Genomic DNA, 21,294 nt, shown 5'->3' with positions numbered 1-21,294 from the left:
GTTTCCTGTTTTTTAAATTAAAAAACAATATTCCCCTGATGTACCAGAGATTCCACTTCTGAAATTCTTGATACGGCTTCTGCAGAACAGCTCGCATTCAACAAAACAAAGTCTGCATGATCTCCTGTTTTAGGCCATTGCTGAATCCCTTTATCATCAAGAGGAAGGATATTTCCTGTGGCCAGTTTTAAACTTCTCGATAATAAAAATTCTGTTGAATACCCGTACAGCTGTGCCATTAAATTGGCTTTCTGAAGTACGCTTCCTGTTCCAAAGGTATTCCAGTGGTCTACAATGCTGTCATTTCCCGTTAAAACGGTTACGTTATGTTTGTATAAAGTTGGGATTGGCATAATCATTCTTCCAAAAGGAATCGTGGAAACAATTCCGATATTGGCCTCGGATAGTTTCTCTGCAATTTCTTCCTGTTTTGCGGGCTCCAGTTTTGCCAGGATAAAACAGTGGCTTAAATAAGTTTTTCCTTTTAAAGAAGGGTTTTCATTAACCTTGTTAATAAGATATTCTACTGTTTTCAACCCGGAATCTCCGGTTTCATGCAGGTGGATATCTATTCCTTTTTTGTGATCAAGAGCAAGCTGAACCGTGAAATCCATTACTTTTTCAATGTTGCCGTCAATATTGAAAGGATCTACCCCGCCAATAAAGTCAATCTCCATTTTTGCAGCTTCTTTCAGGTAAGGTACCGAATCTGTATAAAACACCCCATGCTGCGGAAATGCCACCAATTCTGCACCAAAACTTTTCTTTTTGTTTTCTAAAGCTTTCTGTAGATTTTTTAATGACTGAAGTTTTGAGGTAGGTTCAATATTCACATGGCTTCTGGCAAATGAAGTTCCTTTCGACTGAAGCAGTTCAATTAGTTTTTCTGCTTTAAAAGTTGATTTTTTCAGCATTTCGGGAAGCATTTTCTGCTCCAGCTCAATCATTCCTTTTATGCCGCCTGTTCTTTTTCTGACAGCCTGCCATTGATCTCCATAAAAAGTTTTATCCAGATGAATATGCATATCCTTAAATGCAGGAAGCATCAGTAGCCCCTTGCCATCAATAGCTTTAGCACTGGGTTGGTTCGGAGCAATTTTTGTAATTTTTCCGTTTTCAACTTCTATATAAAACAGATCGGTTTTGGTTGAAGATACTTCTCCGTCATGGTATTCAAACCCTGTTTCCAGACGAATATTCTTTAAACTTAATTTTCCATTTACTGAAATATTTTTCTCATCGAAAAACGGAGATGCTGTCATGATATTCGGTATTAAAGTTAATCCCGCTACAGCCAGCGCAGAATGTCTGATAAAATCTTTACGGGATAAAGTATTGTCTGAAGTCTTCATTTCCAATCTATTTATGACAAAATTAAAAAGAACGGTAATGAATACAGTGTATGGTTTATCACAAAATCTGTATGATTTATATTTTGTAAGATTTTGACTCCTGCAAAGTGACAAACTCTATGCACATTTCTTTAAATGTAATAATCATTTATACAGAAAGTATAGCCAGCATCTTTGTCATTCTGTAAGGATCTAACCTATTTATTCACTTGAATTATTGAGACTCCTTGGACAAATATTATGTAGAGTACTGTTTTTCGGAAAGTTTTTATTTAGTTGCAAGCGCCTGAATTCCGATCATTTTTTGCATAAAAAAACCGGATATAAAATCCGGTTTCATTATTATTTATTGGAATATTCAAATTTTCTTACTGCTTCCAGTGTCATATCAATTTCTTTATCCTTAATCGCATCACTGATGAAGTAAGTTTCATAGCCGCTTGGTGGAAGATATACTCCATTTTCAAGCATCTGATGGAAGAAGTTATTGAACAAAGAATGATTAGCTTCCTGTGCTTCATCAAAGTTAGAAACGCTGTTGATATGGAAAAACACAGACATCATAGAACCTTTTCTATTAATTTTATGTGCAATTCCTTTTTCATTTAAAATTTTCCCGATTTCAAAGTCCAGTGTCTCTGTTGTTTTATCTAGTCTGTTAAAGAATCCTGAATCGTTTTTAATCAGCTGAAGGGTTTTTAATCCGGCTCTCATTGCCAGAGGATTCCCACTTAGAGTTCCAGCCTGATAAACACCTCCTTTTGGTGCAAGATGATCCATAATTTCATTTCTTCCTGCAAAAGCTCCTACCGGAAGTCCTCCGCCGATTACTTTTCCGTAAGTCACCAGGTCTGCTTTTACATTAAAAAGTTCCTGTGCTCCTCCAAAAGCTAATCTGAAACCTGTCATTACTTCATCAAAGATTAATAAAGCACCATTTTCATCACAAATTTTTCTCAGATTTTGCAAAAAGTTATTTTCCGGCAGTACACACCCCATGTTTCCTGCAACCGGTTCAATGATTACGGCTGCAATTTCTCCCTGATTATTACGGAAAAGCTCTTCCACCTGTTCGAAATCATTATAACGAGCCAATAAAGTATCTTTAGCAGTGCCTGCCGTTACGCCCGGAGAATTGGGATTTCCGAATGTAGCAGCACCACTTCCCGCTTTAATCAGGAATGAATCTGAATGTCCATGGTAGCATCCTTCAAATTTTACGATCTTGTCTCTTCCTGTGTATCCTCTTGCCAGTCTGATGGCGCTCATACAAGCTTCCGTTCCTGAAGAAACCATTCTGATCTGATCGATATTCGGAACGTTTTCAATAATGAATTTTGCAATTTCTGTTTCCAATTCTGTAGGTGCTCCGAAAGAAAATCCTTTCTCTGCCTGTATCTTCAGCTCTTCCAAAACTTCAGGATGTGTATGTCCTAAGATGGCAGGGCCCCATGAATTAATATAATCGATGTAGGTATTATCATCTGCATCGGTAAGGTAAGCCCCTTTCGCCGATTTCATAAAAACAGGAACTCCTCCTACTGATTTGAATGCTCGAACCGGAGAATTTACTCCTCCCGGAATGTATTTGTAGGCTTCATCAAATAAAGCCGAACTTCTTTGGTATCTCATTATAGTTGATCGTGGAAATTGATGGCTAAAAGCACTTAATCAACAGCATTCACTGTCAACGGGTCACTATCAGCCGGCAATAATTAATTTCGTGGTTTCTTGTCTATTAAATAAATCAGCTGCCCTGCAGATGGCTGTTGTCCTTCATCCATTCTGTTTTTAGCATATAATTTATGTAATTTGATTCCGAATTTCTGAGCAATATCATGCATATCTTCACCTGATTCTGCTTTGTAGGTTGCAGTATTTCCTGATGAATTTTTTGACTCCAGGAAAACGATATCATTTTTCTTTAATGTTTCATTTTCCAGTTCGTTCCATTTCATCAATCTGCTTTCACTTACTTTGAACTTATTCGCAATGAACTGAACATCGGTATCTTCAGGAATTACAATATATTTCAAACCGTCATTCGGGTGGCTTTTGATAAGAATAGAGTTCAGAATCTCAGCTTTTGTCTTAATTCTTTCTACTCTTTTTTGCTGTTGTGCGTAAGAAGTCTGTTTGTACGGAACTTCTACGGTAACCGGTTCTTTAGCTTTTCTTCCTGCTTTTGATGGTTCAAGCTGGGCCATGAAAGTTCTATCGTCTTTCAGATCCGGATACATTTTAAGAACGGCATACAATACTTCATTAGAATTGGTATTGTCGTATTCGTATAATTTATACTTTTCAATTTTGGTGATCAGAATGGAAGCATACCGCGGATTGGTTGCATACCCTGCTTTTTTTAAGCCATATGCCCACGCTCTGTAATCCTTCATATCCAGTTTGAAAAGATTTGCGTAATATTTTCTTGTCGATAAAAATATGGAATGATCTTCGTAAGACTGTCTTGGATCTTCATATACACGGAAGCATTCATTAGGTGCATCATCCGTATGTTTCATTGTTTTACCGGTCCAGTCTTCTTTACATTTTATACCGAAGTGGTTTTTACCTTCCAGTGCCAGTCTGCTTTGTCCTCCCCCGGTTTCCAAAAGTCCCTGGGCAAGGGTAATAGAAGCCGGAATTTTATATTTCTCCATTTCTTCTACTGCATACTTTGCAAATTTCTGAATGTACTGATCTTCGGTTGCCCAAGTCTGGGCAGAAAATTTTGATAAAACTAAAAGGCTTATGGATAGGAAAAGTCTTTTCATGTTTTTCAATTTTACTTATATAATTAAATTTCTATTCTGTTTTTCTAAAAGCAGATTAGCTCCCTCAATTCCCTGCAATCCACCTGTATGAAAGCACAAAATTCTGCTGTTCTCAGGAAAATACTCTTCATCAATCAGTTCAAAAACTTTCTGCATCATCTTTCCTGTATAAATCGGTTCTAAAGGAATTCCGTATTTTTCTTTGAATTCATTGATAAAACGGATGTTCTCATCATTTATTTTACCATAACCTCCAAAACATGAATCTATTAGATTGACATTCTGTTTCAAAGTTAATTCAAAAATTTTATTTTCCAGTGAAGCATCGTCAACAACCTTACATCCTATAACTTTCTGATTATCTTCACAAAATTTTGAAATTCCGGCAACGGTACCTCCGGTTCCGACTGCGGTGCAAAGATAGTCAAAATCTTTTGTTTGTTCATTGAGCATCATTTTTACTCCTTCTACAGCGTCTTCATTGGTTCCGCCTTCAGGTACTACTAATGCTTCAGGGAACTCATGTTGAAGGAATTCCGTTAGCTTTTCTTTATGCCTGTATTCTTCACGGGTGACAAATTTCAGGTTCATCCCGTTTCTTTTAGCAAAAAGCAATGTCGGATTGTCTCTCCATTTATGCTCCAATTCTTCACCTCTTATGATTCCTAATGTTGGAATCCCTGCAAGATTTCCTACGGCAGAAACGGCAGCAATATGATTGGAAAAAGCTCCCCCAAAAGTAATAATATAGGGATTTTCAGGATTTTTTCCAAGGTAATGATTAACGTTATAAAAAAGCTTCCAATATTTATTGCCAGAGATTAGAGGATGAATAAGATCTTCTCTTTTTATGTAGAGTTTTACCTTATTATCAATGGAAATTTCCTGAATAGGAACAGGTTCTGTGGGAAGTGTTAATAGCATTTCAGTTTTTGACTACTCAAGGTTTATTCTTTACAAAAGTAGGAAAAGATTTAGTCTTCCGGGAATTCAACAGCAGTAAGACCGCTGTTATATCGTTACTTTTCAAATTTTGATTAAACTTATAGACTTTAATTTATCTGACTGGCAGGCTTAAAACTCACTTCTATTGAATTGAAAACAGATATTGATATTTAATCGAATCATAATCCACATTTATTTTCTAAAGAAACTTTCTAAAGTTCCAGAATTTTCTTTTTTTGAGATAGTTCAGATTATTTTCATGGGTATAAGCCTCTCTTTCAAATGAAATTCTTCTGTACGCCAGATACCCGTCTTTTAGTTTGAAAAACCAGTAATAATATTCAATAACATAGAAAATATAGAAAAAAATAACGAGCATTTCCAATTGTTGTCTTAAATGGATTTTTTCGTGATTGATAAGTATATTATTTTCCTTATCTTCGGGTTTCCTAATGAAGATAAAGGGAAAAAGAGCAATGCCGTTGATTTTTAATTTTTTTAAAGGCTTTTGGCATACAATTATCATAGTAACAAATATAAAAAGTTTTTTGACTTGCATTTAACTTATGGCCCATTATGACATCAAAGAGGGTGAAGACTTCTACTATAATGAACAGGGATACAAAGTTTTTACAGAAAAATTTCATCTGAAAAGAGGATATTGCTGTAAAAGCGGCTGCAGACACTGTCCTTACGGGTACGATAAAAAGACTGATACATTCATTAAAAGTGATAAAAAAAATAAATAAAATGAAAAAATATATTTTTATTTTGTTGGCATCTGCTACATTAGCTTTAACTTCTTGTAGCCCTTTTCAGATACGTTCAGATTATGCTGAAACCGCCAATTTCAATTCTTATAGAACTTACAAGATAAGAATTGATGATTTAAAACTGAATGATATTGATAAAGACAGAGTTCTGAATGAGTTGTCGAGACAGCTTCAGAGTAAAGGACTTCAATCCGGAGAGAACCCTGATCTTATTATCAACGTAAAAGCGAATCATAAAAAAATCACTGATGTTAATACTTCTTCTCCTTACGGAATGTGGGGATGGGGCGGACCATTCGGATGGGGTGTTGGAATGAACAGAACCTGGACAAGCAATTACAATGAAGGAGCACTGATTGTAGATCTTATTGATGCAAAAACCAATAAATTGGTTTGGCAGGGAATCGGAAGCGGAATTTCTGTAGATTCTCCAAAATCAAAACAAAGACAAATTCCGGAGATCATGGCAGAGATCATGAAAAATTATCCTCCACAGAAAAAATAGAATTTAAGTCATCCATTATATATGCCGGTACATTCATGTGCCGGCATTTTTGTTTTGTTTGAATATTGTCATTTCAGGATAGGTTGTTGAAGTGGGCTAAAGCCCACCTTTATTGAGTTTTCATTACACTTTCTCAACAGATTTTCGCGGATAATCACAGCAAAACTACCTGTACTATTTGTGAAGTTTTCAGTGCTGTTTCCGTTTTAATATATTGAACTTAAAATTAACGGTAATGTAATTTTTTATTCATAAAAATGTAGTAATCTTGCTGAAACTTGTATTGAAATGAAAAAAATCATCTTATTTTCTGTATTCGCGGGACTTGCCCATGCGCAGGCTCCTTCAGGATACTACAACTCAGCCAACGGACTCAGCGGCGCAGCATTGAAAACAGCATTAAGCAGCATCATTACCAGCGGGCATCAGGACAAAGGTTATAATGGATTATGGACTGCCTATAAAACCACAGATATTGATAAGGATTACGAAAATGACGGTTCCATCCTTGATATCTATTCTGAAAAACCCACAGGTGCTGATCCTTATAAATATACTCCCGGAACTAATCAATGCGGAACTTATACTGCTGAAGGAGGCTGCTATAACAGAGAGCATATTATTCCTCAAAGCCTCTTTAATGAGGCATCACCAATGGTTGCTGATATTCATTTCATCAGAGCTACGGATGGAAAGGTAAACGGAATGAGAAGCAATTATCCTTTCGGAAAGGTGGGAAGTGCTACATTCACCTCCAAGAATGGCTCTAAGCTTGGAAATTCTGTTTCTTCGGGATATGCCGGAACAGTTTTTGAGCCGATTGATGAATTTAAGGGTGATGTAGCCCGTATGATCTTTTATTTTGTAACCCGTTATCAGAGTAAGCTTTCTTCTTTTTCTTCGGGAGATATGCTGGGAAGCTCAACATTCCCGGGGTTGCAGACCTGGGAGCTTAATGTTCTTCTGGCATGGCATAATCAGGATCCCGTTTCTCAGGCAGAGATCAAAAGAAATAATGCTTCTTATACATACCAGGGCAACAGAAATCCGTTTATTGATAATCCGAATTACGTGAACCTTATCTGGGGTTCTCAGCAGCCTGCAAGTGATACTCAGGCTCCCACAGCTGCTACCAACTTAACTATTTCCGGAAAAACCTCCAGCAGTATTTCCCTTACCTGGAACGCCTCTACCGATAATGTAGGAGTAACGGCTTATAACGTTTATATGAACGGAAGTCTGAAAACAACTGTAAGTACGGCTTCAACAACTATTTCAGGGCTGAATCCTTCTACGAACTACAGTTTCTATGTGGTAGCCAAAGATGCCGCAGGAAATTCTTCATCTAACAGTTCTACGGTTTCCGGAACTACAAATGCAGGAAGCTCTTCATCATCTACCAATTGTGCAAATGAAAGTTTTGAAACAATCCCAGCCTCCAGCGCGAGTTATTCAGACAGAACGTGGACTAATGGCGGTATCTCCTGGACAGCTACCGATGCAAGAACAGATCAAACCATTAACAATAAAGCAATTACTGTAAGAAGCGGTTCTTTAACTTCCGGCAGCTCTGCCAACGGTATCGGTTCTTTAACTGTAACTACTCAGCTTAAATTTACCGGAAGTAACGATACTTTTGATGTGAAGGTAAACGGAACCAAGGTAGGAACTATTCCATATAGCGCAACAGCGGCTACTACAACCATCAGCAATATTAATGTTTCAGGGAATGTTGTGGTAAGTCTTGTGAATAATTCAACCAGCAACAGAGTAGCTATTGATGATCTTAAATGGACCTGTTATTCGGGATCTTCGGCAAGAATGGCTCAGAATATTGCTCCGGAATCAACAGCTAAAAGCTTTAAAATTTCTCCTAACCCGGTTACCAATCAGGAAATTTTTGTACAAGGGGATCTTCAGAATGTAAAAAAAGCAGAGATCTACAATCTTCAGGGGAAGGTTCTGCAAACCATTAACCAGCCGTTCAAAAACGGAAATTCGATCAAAACCAGAAATCTTGGCCAGGGAGTTTATCTTTTGAAGCTGGATCAGGTTACCATGCAGTTTTTGGTAAAATAAATTTAATTGCCCACCTATCAATATAAAAGGCTGCTCTTTAAAAGAACAGCCTTTTTTTATGTCTTCAAATCTCTTGCGAAACAGACAATTTCCACCACAAAAGGTGCAAAAAAACGTTATAGCGAAATCTTATCCAGATCAGGATATCCTGAGCCTTTCAGAAGATCTCTCCATTCTTTATTTTTAAAAACAAACAGATTACACCTGTATTCTTCCGGTTTGTTGTCTATTTTCGTTTCGCAGTAATAATATATCAGATCTTTGCTTTTCCAGATGGCAACTTCCTGTCTTTGTTTATTGGAAGTCTGAATGATTTCATCATCTTTCATTTCGGATTCAAAACTTTCGCGTATGGTATCAAACGTTGGTTTCTGAAGTGTTTTATTTAAATTATCTGTAAGTGCGTTTCTTTCTTGTTCCGTATAAATATCAATCTGATACATTCCAAGTTCATCTTCTTTTTCATTGGCAAGCGGCCCGATTTCCTGATCTACCCTCCCATAATGCAGAAGTACTTTATTGGTATTTTTATTATTTTTCCCTTCCAGGTCTATTCCGTTGAAATGCAATAATCTGTTTGAAGAAAAAGCCAGTCTTTCATTCCCGATAAGGGTAACCTCATCAGTACGAACGGCATCTTTAGCTGTTACGCCGGCTGATTTCAAAACGTCATTGATGTTCTGCCCTACTTTAAGAGAAGCCAGATTGAAGGGCTCTGTCTGGATACTGCCCTGGGTTTCGGCCAAAGGATCATTTTTCTGTTTTCCATGCTGATTACACGACATCAATCCGAGCCAGATTATCGGGATGAGTATATATTTCAAATTTTTCATTTTCTTAGTGTGCGGTTATTAGAATAAAACAGTTAAAAAGCTGATTTTATTTTATATTATTTCAAATTCATCTTTTCCTTCCGGAATGTAGAAAGAAATATCAAGCATCAATTCTTCTTCTGTATCTCTGTTTTCAAGATATAAGGCGGATTCACCATTTACTTTCTTCAAAAAAGCAACTTTGTTATTGCCACAAATAAACATTGCAGCATCTTTAGAAACCGGCTGAATCTTAAATCCGGATTTAAAATCCTTTATAAGATCGGTAAAGCGTTCTTCAGACTCTGCTTTCGACAGATACATAGAAGCAGCCATATTTTCTTCTCTTCTTGATATTAGTTTTTTATAATCATCAAACCTATTGTCCCTGATCAATCTTGATATATCATCATAAGCCTTCTCCAATTTTTTTCTGCTGTCTTTAATATCCTCCAGATTTCTTCCGTCCTGCCATGCGGACAGCTGATAAGGAACTTCTGCTTCAAAGGAGCTGATATGTTTAATAACTTCTTTCTTTTTATCTTCTATGGCCTCAGAGTGATAGTCTCCAAATTGCTTATCAAAAACAAAATCATCAGCCACATCAAAAAGCTTAATATTGAATTTCAATTCTGACTTACGATGCAGCTGCCAATCACCGATATTGGGTAGAATAGTTGCTGATATAGATTGAGTACCACTTTTCAATATTGCAAAATTGATCGGGATATTCGTAGCTACCTGACCTTCAACATTCATATGAATAACAGGATAATCATTGATTCTTATCTCGAATAAGCAGGCAGAAGCACTGAAATCGATCATGTAATAGGGCTGTTTTATCATAATTTTAGTTTTTAATAATTTCAGACCAGTCTTTAAACATTTTACTGATCGTATTGGTATTGATCATACTGAAAAAAAGCATTCCTATAAAAATAGACATCCAGCAGTATGCGAGCTTTACTCCATTTTTATCGGTTACAAAAAAAAGAATTAGCATTGCGAAGGTTCCGAAAAAAAATGTAAAAGCCAAAGTATAAAGCAATGCATGAATCAGGTACATATTCAGTTTCAATTTCCTGAAAATCCAGCCAATCATACTCATCACAATTATTAATCCTATGGGAAGAAGCATTGCTCCGAACAAAACAATTTCCGGCTTTTCTGTAAGTATATTTTCAAATCCGAAAAAGGTATTAAAACTGAACTCCTTCATAATGTTTTTCCTGATTTGAAACTTCTAATAAAGTCTTGTCTTTATAGGCAAGCATTTTTGCTAATATAACATTGGGAAATTCATGAATTCCTATATTATAAAGGCTTACGCTGTCATTGAAAAATTCTCTCCTGTCTGCTATTTTATCTTCCAGCCCGGAAACTCTTTTCTGCAGTTCCAAAAAGTTATTGTTAGAAAGAAGATTTGGATAGTTTTCTGAAACAGCAAAGAATGAAGACAATGCTTTTGATGTTTCATTCGCCAATTCAGTTTTTTTGTCTGAATCATTTGTACTATTATAAAAGGTTCTGAGCTCCGTTAATCTGATAAGCAGACCTTTTTCATGTTCCATAAACTGTTTGGCAACGTTTACAAGATTAGGTATTTCATCTGCTCTCTGTTTCAGAATCACATCTATATTTCCATATGCTTTTTCTACATTGAATTTCAACATGATCAGTTTATTGTATAAACTAATGAAAAAAGCCAACACCGACAGAATAAGGAATATGGCGATAATTATTGCTACAATTTGATTCATTATTGTGATAAGATTAAAATCATGAGTATAAGTATAATGATACAGGTGAACAGAAATGATCTGAGAAGGGGCTGATATTTATTCCAGACCGAAATTCCTGACGCAGAGGTAATTCCCAAGAGTTTATAGCCTGTATCTTTTTTGATATAAGCTTCTCCGTTCTTTGAGTCTGCAGCACCCACCAACAGCATTTCCTGACCGTTTTTAAGAAGGGTTTCCTTATATCTTTTTTGCCCCCTGTAATCTACATTTGTTTCTTGTATAAATATAAACTCTATACCTTCCGGGTGTATTTCTATTGTTCCGGAATCATCCTGCATTTGAAAAACATTACACTTTGTTTCTTTATGAACTGTGGTATAAGAGTTTTTTCCATTCTCTTCTTTTGTAATATCTTCTATAGTATAATAATATCCTATGCATTCTTCTCTTGCAACGGGTGAAATTAGGGGTTCCTTCATAATAAGTTTTCCTTGAATTTCCACCAACCCCATGGCTACCGATTTTATTTTGGATGTTGGTAATGATGCCTGAATTCTTAAAAATCTTTTTCTTGAATTAGGCAATAGCAAAATAATTGCAATAACAGAAAGTATAACCAATGGTAAATAGGTGAATACTTTTTCTGCATAATAATCATAATTATCCATCAATAAGAAATCTGCTACGGAGTATATGTTTTTACGGTATGTGATGCGGCTGTTTCCTGCCCGTCCGCAGTCATTACCTGGTTGTCTATAATGTACAGCACAGAAGACGTATTAGGTTTGTTATTGGTATATTCATAATACTGTACTAAAACTATTGTCTTATCTTTCAGATTCCATGAGTACGCTGCATTTCCCAATATTTTTCCTTCGTTGTTTTTAGATGGAACTCCGGCAAGTACTTTGGGACTTTTATATTGTGCTTTCAGGTAAGCTAAAAGCTCATTACCTGCGGAAGTATCTTCCAGCTCTATCTTTATTCCTTTTGTAAGGCGTTCTGTACTATTATTTATCAGTAAGCCAACCGTTGAACTCTTTACTGTATTTTCTTTATGCTCCGGAAAGGATACGCTTCCGAATTTATATCCGGCTACATCTTTGGTATACGCTACTGGCAGGGTGGTTACTACTTCTCTCGCTTCTGTCTGATACTTGGTATCCTTTAAAACTTCTTTGTAGCTTTTATTAAAATCAACTTTCTCCAGATCGGTTTTTTGTTGTGACTGGCATGATACACACATGATAAAACACAAAATTATTAAAACTATTTTTCTCATATTATTTAATTTCTTATTAACGGAATATCGGCACTAATTCCAAAGAGTTCTTCCAAACTTTTGATGACATCAAATTTAGGTACAATTTCGTTAAATTTTCCTTCTGCGATAATTCCTTCGTCTTCTGAACTTCCTTTAAGCTCTCCCGGTTTTTTATTTCCGCCTCTTGGGATCTTCTTTTTTGCTGACATCCCTACTTTTCCTTTGATCACGTATTCGGCATTCAATCCATCAAAGCCTAATTCCGGGCGATAATTTAAACCTTTATCATCAAATTTTACACCATGTCCGAATGTAATAGAGGCAGAACCTTTCCCACTCATTTCGAAATAGCCTTCTATTTTCACGATTACAAGATTGGCTTCCGCTTTTGCCCAGACTCCTGCTTTTAGCTCAATTTTAAGTGTATTTTTTGTTTCTAGCTTAGCTTGTGAATCACTTTTGTCACTTACCGTATTAAAAGAAAAGCCTATGGTGGTTTTAATCTCATTTGATATAACAAGGTCAATGTAGACATCCGAACTTAGTTTAGCTCCAAAATCGTCATTTCCAAAATCCACACCTGTATTCATCTGATCTTTGATTATTCCGTAAAGTCTCACGGCTCCGGGTGCTGCAGTTCCTCCACTTACAGCTCCTGCAACTAAACCAACAGCTGTACACAGAAGATCTACTGTTACTTCCAGTGCTATCAGCGGTTCGGCATTGAAAGAGATATCTAATTTGGTTCCCAGTCTCTCTATTTCAGAACCTTTTAACTTTGCTCTTTCCAGGCACCATTCAGCTTTGAGGTTAAGATTAGGAGGTTTAATTGCAAAGGTTACCGGAAGACCCTTAAACCCTATATTCCTGACTTGTCCTTTGGTTTTGTTTGTAATCCCATCTGACATAGCTCCAAGAGAACCAAAAAGGTCATACAGTTTTTTGAATTTCGATTCATATTCTCCTTTAAACTCTTTATTTTTCTGATAACTGCCGCTTTTGCTTTTTTCCCATTCACCTTTAAGACTAAACCCAAAAGATGCGTCTTTTTGTTTCCATCTTCTTTCGGCTCCTGCTTTTCCTGCTTTGCTTTGTAATTCTTTATGTTTTGCAGCTGGCTGATTTTGCCATTTTACACTCAGTTCATTGGTAAGATTAATGAAAAAAGTTAAAGTCCATTTGATATCAGTATACGCCTTTATCAGCACTGTAGTCCTTTTTTCATTACTGAAATATCTGCAGGTATGAACGTGAAGGTGGAACTGATTAGGATTTGTCCACATGGGCCATATATAATCTATCGGAACCATTTCAAATCTTGATAAATCTGAATACACTCCATAATTAAATGAAGGCGCAGTAAAAGTTTTTACTGTATCTCCTTTGTCTATTGCCTGCCCTACATCTACAATAAGCGTCTGTTTTTTATGTTTCCCTTTACTGTCTCTGAAACATTCGTTTGTTTCAAAGCCGGTAACATCTATGGTCAGTTCTTTTTTTGTAGATACGCTGGGCGCTGTTACTTCATAGTTGATAGTCTGGGCATCATGGGCATTGAATATAAACGAGATGTCTACTCTACGATTATTTTCATAGTCTTTTTCGTTTTTGTATTTGATGTTATCCCGCCCCATTTTGTCATCAGTGGGGTCTACTTCACCTTTTCCTACAGAAATGATTCTTCCTGGATCCAAACCTCCGTCTGCAAAGAACTTTTTTACCACATCTGCTCTTCTTTGGGAAAGTCCTTTGTTGTAATTTTCTTTTCCAATGACACAGGCATATCCGCTGAGATTCATCGTGGCATCTTTATGTTCCAGAAGGAATTTGAGGACATTATTCAGGATAGCTTCTCCGTCTTTATCAATTACTGTGGAATCAAATTTATAAAAGATGGTTCTCTGAATATGCTCCTGTAATGCAGAAGACTTTATTTGTTTTACTCCCTGTCCGTTCTCAAAGACTTTAACGGTAGTATTATTGGCTTTCCCATCTTTGGTTTCACTTTCTGTGATCTTGATTACTTCAAACTTACAAGGTTCATTTCTCACCAGGCTTACATCCGGCTTATATACTTTGGTAGGCGTCTGATTCTGAGCCCCGTTGGCATTGGTAGTAATTACTTTATTTTTTACATTCAGATAAATAGCATGAAGATCATCACCAAGCTTATCTTTAATATATTCTTTAGATGCCGTATCTTTTACTTTGACATAAAATTCTTCTACATTCTGAATGTTGTCTACATGTGCCATCCATGCATAGGTATTTTCTATTTTCAGGTTTATTTCACCATCTATTACCTGCACATTGGTGTATACATGTACCAGCTTATCTTTTTTGGCAAACTGTTGATTCCATAGTTCTATAATTACGGTATTTCCGTTCAGTCCTTCTGTCATCAGATTAAGATGAACGATATGTCCGTAAGAGATATACTCGGTTTTTTTGCTATTCTTTATGCTTTTGCTGTTCTTTTGGGTAGACCATTTACTGCTGACGATCTTGGGTTCGCACCACCCTTTTACATACAGACCCGTATTATTTTTAGGATCTCTCACTCCCGACAGGCTTGCTTCTATGTAGAACTGATAACTTCCGCAGTATTGTTTGTCTATTAAAAACTTATATCCGCCGGCTGAGGTCACCTGATTGATAATAATTTTCCTGGCGGTATTTTGTCTCATCCAGGTAAGGGTTTTCTTTTTGTCCGCATCAGTAGTTCCCGGCAGCCATTCGTCAACTCCAAACTGTACCCATTGATCGGGTTTTATGGTAACTCTTTGTCCTAAAACAGACATTTTAGGATAGTAAAGCCCACTTGTAATTTTTATTTTTTTTACGCCTTTTGCCATTGTTTATCATTTAGATTGCACTGTCCTGCCCTCCTCCGGAAGGTTGTTCATTATACATTTCTTCGGAATCCACCAGCGGATTGATCTGCTGCTGAACATCTTTATCAGCATTTTTAAAATTCTGCTGGCTGGCTTCGGCTCTCTGACCGTGATCTATAATTTCAATACAGGGTGTTCCGGCAACAGCGCATACGGCTTTGCTGTCTTCTACAATGATATACCCTCCGTTGCTGAGCTGTACTTTATCATAAAACTTCTGCCATTCTGTGACCATAATCTTGCAGGGTGGCGGCGGGCTTCCCATTTTGGTACAGTTCCCGAACGTATTTTTTTCAAATGTGGCACCTCCTATTTCCTTCGTGGTAACGATGAGCTTTTTGGAAGCATTCTTATCATTGGCATATTCTTTCTGATGCGTAAGTACTTTGAGCTTGTCCGGAGCTTGCCCGAACTGGCATTTGCACATGGCTCCCTGTACTACAATATGTTTTTCTGCCATATTAATTTTATCTTTAGTGAAATGGTAATTTAATTTTCATTAATCCTGGAAACTGATACCGAAATCTTTTTTTCTTCCTGCAGCATGATACTGCATTCCAGATAAAGAGAATTCGGGAGTGAAGTTTCTTCTTTCAGGTAGCTTATTATCCTGAAAGTTCCTTCTTCATTCATCACGGGTTCATCTTCTATGATCAATGAAAAAGGTGATTTTCTTATAAAATCTTCCATAGTTCTTTCATCGTTTAGCTTTCCTCCTCCTTCTATCGTGATTAAATCTGTTTCTCCTTTTACGGGATCTGTCTTTAGTTTAATCTTATATCGGGGTTCAACAGCATTGTCTGTTACAGGAAAAGATGCTGTTATTTCCGTTTCATAATTCTGTCCGAAACTCTGATAAATCCCAAAAAATAAGGCACGAATGAAGTAGTCATTTTTAAGATACAGACTTATCGCTTCCGGCTCATTGATAATGTGCTCAATCTTTTCGCAATAATGATCTACTGTTTCTCCTTCAAACTCTTTATAAACCTCTTCTTTAACTTCAGCCCATCTTTCTTTAAATACAGAAAGGTTCTCCACATCATTAAATTTTCCGCGCTCATCTACACTGATCTGTAAGGGATATAAAACTTTTGAAGTTCTATAAGCCAGCGTATCGGCAATTTCATTCACTTCTTCCTGATTCAGAAACAGATTGGATATCCTGTCTATTTCAAAAAAATGCAGCTTGTTCTCACTTTTTATCCAACGTACCGAAGTATGATATTTCAGTTCATTTTTACGGTCGCCGGTTTCCAGTGTAATGACAACGTCATATTTAAGCAGCGAATGGACAGGTTTCAATTCAAGGCTGTTTCCTCTTCCGAATTTTACCAGCTTATTCTTATCTTCCACTGCCGTTCTTGGAACAAAAAGTTCTTTCTGCCCGGTAAGCTCAATGAGAATCATATCTTTTACCTCGCACTGATTATTGTGAAACAGCTTTAGAGTGTCAATATTCAAATTGTAAAGTGCTGCAATACTTTTTAAAGTTTCACCTTTTAGGATGATATGTTTATTGAATTTCTGCATAATAAACGGCTTCATAACTCCGCCTGCGAGTCTGATCCTGCAATTTTTATTATTTCGTTAGTGTACTACTCTGATTCCGTCTTCCCTTGGGTCCATACCTACCCAATCATAATCCGCAGACCAATGCAGGTATTGATTTCTCAATGTTCTCAAATCCTCCTGATCTTTTAATTCTTTCTGATAATCTGCATATTTTTGTTCGGGAATTTTCGCTCCTTTATATTGATCATGGATGCTTTGATACCATCGAAAAGTATAGGGTTTTCCATTTCCCATGACATAAGGGTTCAGCCTTTCTTTTACTCTTACCAGCAATGGATCATTAGTAATTCTGTATTTGTTACTTATTTGGCCGGTATCAATTTTTAATCCGTCATTTTTCCCATATTCTCCCATAAACTGTAAGGGAATAAAGCTATACGTTTTTTTAACCAGCTTCCTGTCACTGGAAAGTTTGCGTCTGTATTCATGGATGATTAACTGATCATCATTAAACCAGCCTTCTGCCATAAGCTGTTCTTTACGCTTTTTCTGAACACTTGTACTTCCGTTGATTATTTCGTCTTTTGCTTCGGGACCGGTTTCATAGCCGCCTCCGATATCACTATGTACTCCTGGAAATGATTTTTCAATTCCCAGATATACATTTTTCTGTTTTACTTTTACTACGATATCGGTAAGATCAAAGTTGATTCTGTGTTCATTTTCAGCAATAAAATGTACTATTTTCCTTGCCTTGGTAATATCATCCAGCTGAAGTTCTTCAATATCATTGCTGAAATTAGGAGAAGTTGTCCATGTATTTTCGGAATAGGATGAAACGGTGTCAAAAATACCCAGGAAACGTATATTAATGGTTATTTCATCGATATTAATCCCTACTTTTTGGAGTTCAGTTCCTAAATTACCAAATTTTATACTTTTAGGATCTGTTTTCACTTTTGTTCGCGAGACCTGATGTACAAAATACCTGGCTGCAGCAGCTCCTCTGCTGAATCCGAAAACATCCAGAATCACGGTTCCTACTTTGGCTGAAGGATTAGCTTTTTTAAGCAGGTTTACTTTTTCTGCAATTTTTTCGCATCCGATCTGCACTTTGGCTTTAATTCCTGTTTTCTCAGAACCATAGGCATAGCCATCCATTTCATCTCCTTTATTGTCTGTAGTACCAATACCTTCTACATAGATCGCATTCCTTTTATCATAGTTTTCCCAAAGACGGGCTACATTGCTCCAGTCATTATTATAACTGTTATTATCAGACGGTTTGCCTCCATGATCGTCATAGGCCTCGGTTTTGTTTTTTCGCGCGTCAGAATTGGTCTTATTATTTAAGGTTCCGTCAAAAAATATTCCCAGTGCTACACTGATTACATTTTCCGGAGCTGACGCTGGTGAATAGTTTCCAAATACTACGTTAGACATATTCTAATAAATTTTACTGATGAAATCTTTTAGCTCATATGTTTTATCGCCCTGTTTTACACTTACATTTATTTTTTTGCTTTCCGGGATAACTTTAATGATAAAGTCTGCTTCTTTTTTCTGATCAATACTGCTAAATACCTTATTGATATCATTCAGATCAAAATCTACAGGAAGAACATTATTTCCCTTTAAAACATTTTGTGTGTAATAATTTTCATCTTTTGTGAAGAAAATATTCGCTCCTAACTCTTTATGATCCGGCCCTGTAATAATTATGGATAAATAATAAGGGACAGCCCTGTCTTTTACATTTGTGTCATACGTATCATATTCCCCGTTACTGGCCATAAAGAATATCTTTTTTACCTGATAACCTTCCGGTAATTCTACAACCGGTTTCCACAGGTATTTCTTTCTATACGTTTCATAGATGGAGGGATCGGGATAACCTGATGCACTGATCCTGTTTTTAATCTCCGGTGTCATAAGGAAATCACTTTTCAAGCGGTTATCGGCATAGCCTTCCTCCAGCATATACTGGGCATTTTCGTAAGCTTTTTCTTTCGTAATAATGGTGTCGTGTGCCTGGAAATTGCCAATTTCCTTTTGAATTCCAGGTGCATTAATCCATAATACAATCTTTCCTTTGGGAGCTAATCCCACTTTAAAGGTTGTATAGGTTTCTTTTTTTCCGGTATCTTTATCTGTAAAACCTTCTTTAAAAAGCTTTTCAATTTTTGTTTTATCTAAAGGCCATTTACCGGTATAGAATTTTTTCTCCACTAAAGAATACCACGTAAATTCCAATGCATTGGGAATATCCATTTTCTGGGTTGAAACATTCATTGTAGCTCCTGTATTTCCCCAGCCGGTATTCTGCGTTCCCCATATTGCATCAAAACCATAGGTAAAGTCATCAGCAATAATGCCTCCGCTATACACTTCCATAGGATATTCCTGTGGAGCACTCACTGTTCCCAGCCAACTGTATTTTTCTTCCATTTTTTTATTTTGACAACTTACTAATGAGAAACTTCCTATAATGAAAAAAGCGAGGATCTTTAATTTACTTATTCCCATGAGACATAATTTTCTTATTACTTGCTAAAACCAGGCTTTCTTTTTGTGCTTCTACATTGATCTTCTTTGCTATTTTTTCAACCTTTTTTCCTACACTCAGGTGATAAGAATCTTTTACTATTATGTGTATATTGGTTGCTGTCTTGATAATCGCCATATTAGAAAAGTTTTGATTTTTCAGCACTGTTAAATTCTACGATCTTTCCGCTCTGCATAGTCATATTTTCCAGTTCGCTGAACATGGAAATCTCTCCTGCTATCTCATTGGACGTTTCGGATTGTCTTTTAAATTCTTTTTCCACCATTTCTGTTCTGGTATCCGAATTTTCTCTGATGTCTCCTGCAGCCGTCAGCTTCATGTCTTTGCCTGCTATTGATACGATATCTTCATTCGCAGTACTGGTAATGCTTGCTCCTGCTCCTATCGAAATTTCTTTCCCGGCTGTGATACTTATATTATCTCCCGCATCCAGGGTGAAATTCTTAGGTGCTTTCATGCTGATATTGCCTTGTCCGTCCATAAAATAAGTATTGCCACTTGGATCAAGAATCGTTACGCTTCCTTCTTCGTCGTTCATTAAAATTCTGATTCCGCTTCTGGTCTGTATCGACTTCAGATGATTGTTGACTCCTCCTCCCAAAGCGATTCCTCCATGGAACATTCCTCCCATTACGAAAGGCCTGTCCGGGTGACTGTGAACGAAATTAACCATTACCTGATCTCCAACCTCAGGAATTGCCACATACCCTCTGTTTTGTGTAATCTGATCTGTACCTCCGGCATCAGGGCTCATCATACGGATAAAATGAGTGGTATCATTGGTTTGCCAATCGAATCTTACCTGTACTCTTCCCTGTCCTTCCGGATCTGTATTCGAAATTACTGTGGCGGTCTGTGGCTCTGCTTTTGGAACTGTGAATTCCGGTTTTGGCAGAAATCCTGTATCTGCTGCGATTCCTACGAAACTTCCGTGATAATGGCCAATGGTGTCTATTTCATGTTCTGCTTCTGTAATCATAATTCTTGTGAAATAAGAGGTTTCATTAGAATCCTGTTTACGCATCTGTACATCTGCTACACAACCCGGATGCAGAAATGGAACGGTAGTATTTCCTGAAATAGAAAATACATTTACAGCCTCACTTCCCGAAGCGCTTTTCTGTGAATACTCAACATCAAGGTGTGTAGTTGCCTTTATCGGTGCCACCTGTAAAGCAGGTGTCTTATAAATGGAATCGTTATGGCTGTATGCTGTTTTTGCCAGATCTCCTACGTGTTTTATGGGTGTGGAGCCTGATGTCAGTCTTTCATTTTTATTACTGTTATAGCCGTAATACTGTGGTTTGGTATGAACTGCTTTCAGTTCAACTTTAATATCGTTCGCACTGCTTCCGTAAGTAAGGGTGATCGCTTTATTTTGTGGCGGAAGCTTTCCGAAATGTAAAACTTCACCATCATAATAGAATTGCTCTCCATATGCCTCAGCTATTCTTGCCAGATAGTTATAATGAGTTTCATCATACTGGCTGCTGTAAATGATCTGCGAATAATTATTGGCATCCACTCTGATATCAAAACGGCTTTTATCAATTCCCTGTTTGATTATATCTTCTGCAATGATCCCGACATTAACCGGCTGAGTACCTCCGAAACTCTGAATATGCGGAGCTCCGTCAAGAAGAATCGTAGGACTATACCCTGTAAGAACAATATTCCCCAGACTCATTTTCTCCTGACTGAATCCAACTCCTGTAATGACACCAACAAAATTTCTTTCCGGACTGTTGTCTATATCTTTATAGGAAATAATTACCGTAAGCCTTTTTCCAAGGAATTTATTGGCATCTTCCAAAGAATGATTCTGCCTTTCTCCCAGGGTATCATGTGCCAGTGTAAGGGTAAATTCATGATGCCGCTGAGCGCTTTGTTTAAGCTTGAAATGTTTATAGTATTTGATGATTTTCCCCTCTATAACTACAGAGAGTTTCACCAAACGGTTGATACCTGTATGATGGTTTTCGGAAATACCATCTGCATTCTGCGTGGGACGAAAAGACGCCGCGTTTGAGTTTCCAGGTGTATTTGACATATTGCGTATTTTGTAGTGTTTTT

At 37.0% G+C, this 21,294-nt stretch carries 21 protein-coding genes; 3 read left to right on the top strand and 18 right to left on the bottom strand.

Annotation, left to right across the window (positions count from 1 at the left end; translation table 11 throughout):
• Positions 1-17: 17 nt before the first annotated feature.
• From F3J23_RS03230 to F3J23_RS03210, 5 genes are all read right to left on the bottom strand, one after another.
• Positions 18-1,352: an amidohydrolase gene (locus tag F3J23_RS03230; protein ID WP_167023980.1), complete on the bottom strand. Its 1,335-nt coding sequence runs from the start codon at positions 1,350-1,352 to the stop codon at positions 18-20.
• 342 nt (positions 1,353-1,694) lie between these two features.
• Positions 1,695-2,984, bottom strand: coding sequence for a glutamate-1-semialdehyde 2,1-aminomutase (gene hemL / locus F3J23_RS03225; protein WP_167023977.1), 1,290 nt, complete (start codon positions 2,982-2,984; stop codon positions 1,695-1,697).
• A gap of 83 nt (positions 2,985-3,067) precedes the next feature.
• Positions 3,068-4,126, bottom strand: a complete 1,059-nt coding sequence (locus tag F3J23_RS03220; RefSeq protein ID WP_167023974.1) for a glucosaminidase domain-containing protein — start codon at positions 4,124-4,126, stop codon at positions 3,068-3,070.
• A gap of 15 nt (positions 4,127-4,141) precedes the next feature.
• Entirely contained in the window at positions 4,142-5,050 is a 909-nt protein-coding gene (locus F3J23_RS03215; protein ID WP_167023971.1) for a 1-aminocyclopropane-1-carboxylate deaminase/D-cysteine desulfhydrase, read from the bottom strand.
• A gap of 220 nt (positions 5,051-5,270) precedes the next feature.
• Positions 5,271-5,597 carry a hypothetical protein gene (locus F3J23_RS03210; protein WP_167023968.1) on the bottom strand — a complete coding sequence of 109 codons (327 nt, stop codon included), beginning with the start codon at positions 5,595-5,597 and terminating at the stop codon, positions 5,271-5,273.
• Between the two features lie 40 nt (positions 5,598-5,637).
• On the opposite strand from F3J23_RS03210, the gene F3J23_RS03205 reads away from it, so the two are divergent.
• The 3 genes from F3J23_RS03205 (at position 5,638) to F3J23_RS03195 (ending at position 8,428) form a co-directional block, all read left to right on the top strand.
• Positions 5,638-5,820, top strand: a complete 183-nt coding sequence (locus F3J23_RS03205) for a DUF5522 domain-containing protein (protein WP_047434227.1) — start codon at positions 5,638-5,640, stop codon at positions 5,818-5,820.
• A 1-nt stretch (position 5,821) separates the two neighbouring features.
• The gene (locus F3J23_RS03200; protein ID WP_167023965.1) at positions 5,822-6,349 is read left to right on the top strand and encodes a DUF4136 domain-containing protein; all 528 of its coding nucleotides are present in this window, start codon (positions 5,822-5,824) and stop codon (positions 6,347-6,349) included.
• A gap of 288 nt (positions 6,350-6,637) precedes the next feature.
• On the top strand, positions 6,638-8,428 hold the full coding sequence (locus tag F3J23_RS03195; protein WP_167023962.1) for an endonuclease: 1,791 nt from the start codon (positions 6,638-6,640) through the stop codon (positions 8,426-8,428).
• 116 nt (positions 8,429-8,544) lie between these two features.
• Here the strand turns inward: F3J23_RS03195 and F3J23_RS03190 are convergent, their stop codons facing one another.
• The 13 genes from F3J23_RS03190 to F3J23_RS03130 form a co-directional block, all read right to left on the bottom strand.
• Complete coding sequence (locus tag F3J23_RS03190; protein WP_167023959.1) at positions 8,545-9,261, bottom strand: hypothetical protein; 717 nt, start codon at positions 9,259-9,261, stop codon at positions 8,545-8,547.
• 51 nt (positions 9,262-9,312) lie between these two features.
• Positions 9,313-10,086, bottom strand: coding sequence for a hypothetical protein (locus F3J23_RS03185; RefSeq protein ID WP_167023956.1), 774 nt, complete (start codon positions 10,084-10,086; stop codon positions 9,313-9,315).
• A gap of 4 nt (positions 10,087-10,090) precedes the next feature.
• Entirely contained in the window at positions 10,091-10,459 is a 369-nt protein-coding gene (locus F3J23_RS03180) for a hypothetical protein (RefSeq protein ID WP_167023953.1), read from the bottom strand.
• Positions 10,440-11,000, bottom strand: a complete 561-nt coding sequence (locus F3J23_RS03175) for a LemA family protein (protein ID WP_167023950.1) — start codon at positions 10,998-11,000, stop codon at positions 10,440-10,442. The genes F3J23_RS03180 and F3J23_RS03175 overlap by 20 nt, the downstream gene beginning before the upstream one ends.
• Positions 11,000-11,650 (bottom strand): hypothetical protein, encoded by a 651-nt coding sequence (locus F3J23_RS03170; protein ID WP_167023947.1) that lies wholly within the window; start codon positions 11,648-11,650, stop codon positions 11,000-11,002. The genes F3J23_RS03175 and F3J23_RS03170 overlap by 1 nt, the downstream gene beginning before the upstream one ends.
• A 14-nt stretch (positions 11,651-11,664) precedes the next feature.
• Positions 11,665-12,264 carry a hypothetical protein gene (locus F3J23_RS03165; RefSeq protein WP_167023944.1) on the bottom strand — a complete coding sequence of 200 codons (600 nt, stop codon included), beginning with the start codon at positions 12,262-12,264 and terminating at the stop codon, positions 11,665-11,667.
• 5 nt (positions 12,265-12,269) lie between these two features.
• Positions 12,270-15,101 (bottom strand): OmpA family protein, encoded by a 2,832-nt coding sequence (locus tag F3J23_RS03160; protein WP_167023941.1) that lies wholly within the window; start codon positions 15,099-15,101, stop codon positions 12,270-12,272.
• A 10-nt stretch (positions 15,102-15,111) separates the two neighbouring features.
• Positions 15,112-15,600, bottom strand: coding sequence for a DUF4280 domain-containing protein (locus tag F3J23_RS03155; protein ID WP_167023938.1), 489 nt, complete (start codon positions 15,598-15,600; stop codon positions 15,112-15,114).
• Between the two features lie 29 nt (positions 15,601-15,629).
• Positions 15,630-16,673 carry a hypothetical protein gene (locus tag F3J23_RS03150; protein ID WP_167023935.1) on the bottom strand — a complete coding sequence of 348 codons (1,044 nt, stop codon included), beginning with the start codon at positions 16,671-16,673 and terminating at the stop codon, positions 15,630-15,632.
• Positions 16,674-16,730: 57 nt separating this feature from the next.
• Complete coding sequence (locus F3J23_RS03145; RefSeq protein ID WP_167023933.1) at positions 16,731-18,098, bottom strand: phospholipase effector Tle1 domain-containing protein; 1,368 nt, start codon at positions 18,096-18,098, stop codon at positions 16,731-16,733.
• 3 nt (positions 18,099-18,101) lie between these two features.
• Complete coding sequence (locus F3J23_RS03140) at positions 18,102-19,103, bottom strand: DUF2931 family protein (protein WP_228455251.1); 1,002 nt, start codon at positions 19,101-19,103, stop codon at positions 18,102-18,104.
• Between the two features lie 64 nt (positions 19,104-19,167).
• Complete coding sequence (locus F3J23_RS03135; protein WP_167023927.1) at positions 19,168-19,338, bottom strand: hypothetical protein; 171 nt, start codon at positions 19,336-19,338, stop codon at positions 19,168-19,170.
• A 1-nt stretch (position 19,339) separates the two neighbouring features.
• A complete protein-coding gene (locus F3J23_RS03130; RefSeq protein WP_167023924.1) occupies positions 19,340-21,271 on the bottom strand; it encodes a type VI secretion system Vgr family protein in 1,932 nt (643 codons plus the stop codon).
• Positions 21,272-21,294: the final 23 nt, after the last annotated feature.

This window comes from Chryseobacterium sp. Tr-659 (assembly GCF_011752975.1).
GTDB lineage: Bacteria > Bacteroidota > Bacteroidia > Flavobacteriales > Weeksellaceae > Chryseobacterium.
This window is presented reverse-complemented; position numbering and strand designations above follow the sequence as displayed.

Excerpts from the sequence above, each read along its gene's own strand:
- F3J23_RS03185 (WP_167023956.1), bottom strand. The coding sequence starts at position 10,086 with ATGATAAAACAGCCCTATTACATGATCGATTTCAGTGCTTCTGCCTGC.
- F3J23_RS03230 (WP_167023980.1), bottom strand. The coding sequence starts at position 1,352 with ATGAAGACTTCAGACAATACTTTATCCCGTAAAGATTTTATCAGACAT.
- F3J23_RS03130 (WP_167023924.1), bottom strand. The coding sequence starts at position 21,271 with ATGTCAAATACACCTGGAAACTCAAACGCGGCGTCTTTTCGTCCCACG.
- F3J23_RS03210 (WP_167023968.1), bottom strand. The coding sequence starts at position 5,597 with ATGATAATTGTATGCCAAAAGCCTTTAAAAAAATTAAAAATCAACGGC.
- F3J23_RS03215 (WP_167023971.1), bottom strand. The coding sequence starts at position 5,050 with ATGCTATTAACACTTCCCACAGAACCTGTTCCTATTCAGGAAATTTCC.
- F3J23_RS03195 (WP_167023962.1), top strand. The coding sequence starts at position 6,638 with ATGAAAAAAATCATCTTATTTTCTGTATTCGCGGGACTTGCCCATGCG.
- F3J23_RS03180 (WP_167023953.1), bottom strand. The coding sequence starts at position 10,459 with ATGAAGGAGTTCAGTTTTAATACCTTTTTCGGATTTGAAAATATACTT.
- F3J23_RS03135 (WP_167023927.1), bottom strand. The coding sequence starts at position 19,338 with ATGGCGATTATCAAGACAGCAACCAATATACACATAATAGTAAAAGAT.
- F3J23_RS03220 (WP_167023974.1), bottom strand. The coding sequence starts at position 4,126 with ATGAAAAGACTTTTCCTATCCATAAGCCTTTTAGTTTTATCAAAATTT.
- F3J23_RS03155 (WP_167023938.1), bottom strand. The coding sequence starts at position 15,600 with ATGGCAGAAAAACATATTGTAGTACAGGGAGCCATGTGCAAATGCCAG.
- F3J23_RS03205 (WP_047434227.1), top strand. The coding sequence starts at position 5,638 with ATGGCCCATTATGACATCAAAGAGGGTGAAGACTTCTACTATAATGAA.
- F3J23_RS03140 (WP_228455251.1), bottom strand. The coding sequence starts at position 19,103 with ATGGAAGAAAAATACAGTTGGCTGGGAACAGTGAGTGCTCCACAGGAA.
- F3J23_RS03165 (WP_167023944.1), bottom strand. The coding sequence starts at position 12,264 with ATGAGAAAAATAGTTTTAATAATTTTGTGTTTTATCATGTGTGTATCA.
- F3J23_RS03170 (WP_167023947.1), bottom strand. The coding sequence starts at position 11,650 with ATGGATAATTATGATTATTATGCAGAAAAAGTATTCACCTATTTACCA.
- F3J23_RS03150 (WP_167023935.1), bottom strand. The coding sequence starts at position 16,673 with ATGCAGAAATTCAATAAACATATCATCCTAAAAGGTGAAACTTTAAAA.
- F3J23_RS03200 (WP_167023965.1), top strand. The coding sequence starts at position 5,822 with ATGAAAAAATATATTTTTATTTTGTTGGCATCTGCTACATTAGCTTTA.
- hemL (WP_167023977.1), bottom strand. The coding sequence starts at position 2,984 with ATGAGATACCAAAGAAGTTCGGCTTTATTTGATGAAGCCTACAAATAC.
- F3J23_RS03175 (WP_167023950.1), bottom strand. The coding sequence starts at position 11,000 with ATGAATCAAATTGTAGCAATAATTATCGCCATATTCCTTATTCTGTCG.
- F3J23_RS03160 (WP_167023941.1), bottom strand. The coding sequence starts at position 15,101 with ATGGCAAAAGGCGTAAAAAAAATAAAAATTACAAGTGGGCTTTACTAT.
- F3J23_RS03190 (WP_167023959.1), bottom strand. The coding sequence starts at position 9,261 with ATGAAAAATTTGAAATATATACTCATCCCGATAATCTGGCTCGGATTG.
- F3J23_RS03145 (WP_167023933.1), bottom strand. The coding sequence starts at position 18,098 with ATGTCTAACGTAGTATTTGGAAACTATTCACCAGCGTCAGCTCCGGAA.